This is a genomic window from Amycolatopsis thailandensis (assembly GCF_002234405.1).
GTDB classification, from domain to species: Bacteria; Actinomycetota; Actinomycetes; order Mycobacteriales; family Pseudonocardiaceae; genus Amycolatopsis; species Amycolatopsis thailandensis.
Map to the genome: position 1 here is coordinate 1 of NZ_NMQT01000139.1, position 632 is coordinate 632.

2 protein-coding genes are annotated in these 632 nt (G+C 69.0%); one reads left to right on the forward strand and one right to left on the reverse strand.

What is annotated here, in order from left to right:
- On the reverse strand, positions 1 to 381 hold a 381-nt coding region (locus CFP71_RS35565; protein ID WP_143267230.1), incomplete at its 3' end, for a S1 family peptidase.
- A gap of 95 nt (positions 382 to 476) precedes the next feature.
- On the opposite strand from CFP71_RS35565, the gene CFP71_RS35570 reads away from it, so the two are divergent.
- Positions 477 to 632: LysR family transcriptional regulator (locus CFP71_RS35570; protein ID WP_143267231.1), on the forward strand; the 156-nt coding region annotated here is incomplete at its 3' end.

Below are 632 nucleotides of genomic sequence, written 5' to 3' on the forward strand. Positions count from 1 at the left end.
GAGCCGGATCAGTGCGATGTCGTTCGGTCCGGCCTGTCCGCTGTAGCGGGGGTGCTTGATCATGCGCGAGGCCGAGGAGAGGGTTCCTCCGTATTGCCAGGTCTTCGAGCCGATGCGCAGCTGCATGCCCTGCTGCTGGGGAATGCAGTGCGCCGCGGTCACGACCCACTGCGAAGAGATCAGGGATCCGCCGCAGCCATGGCGGCCGTTGACCTGGAGCGAAGCGATCCACGGGAAGTCGCCGGACGCCTGTCCGCCACCGACGATGGCCGGGCCGACCTGCCCGGGTTCCTGTGCCGCCACCGGCGATGCCACGGACAGCGCCGCCGCGCCCGCTACCAGCGGGATCAGGGCGACGCGCAGCAGGGTACGCAGTCTCATGTGGAGTCCTCCTCGACATTGAAGGGGATTTGCGGGAATTACTTTCGCCGCGCGAGGGCTTCCGGAGAACTCCCGGCTTTGTATAGCGTTCGTCTATGGAACTGGGGTTCCGGCAGTTGCGGGTGGTCCGCGCCATCGCCGAGACGGGGACACTGTCCGCCGCCGCGGCCGCCCTCGGCCTGACCCAGCCCACCGTCACCGAAAGCCTGCGCCGGGCGGAACGCGCCGCGGGCGGCCCGCTGTTCCATCGG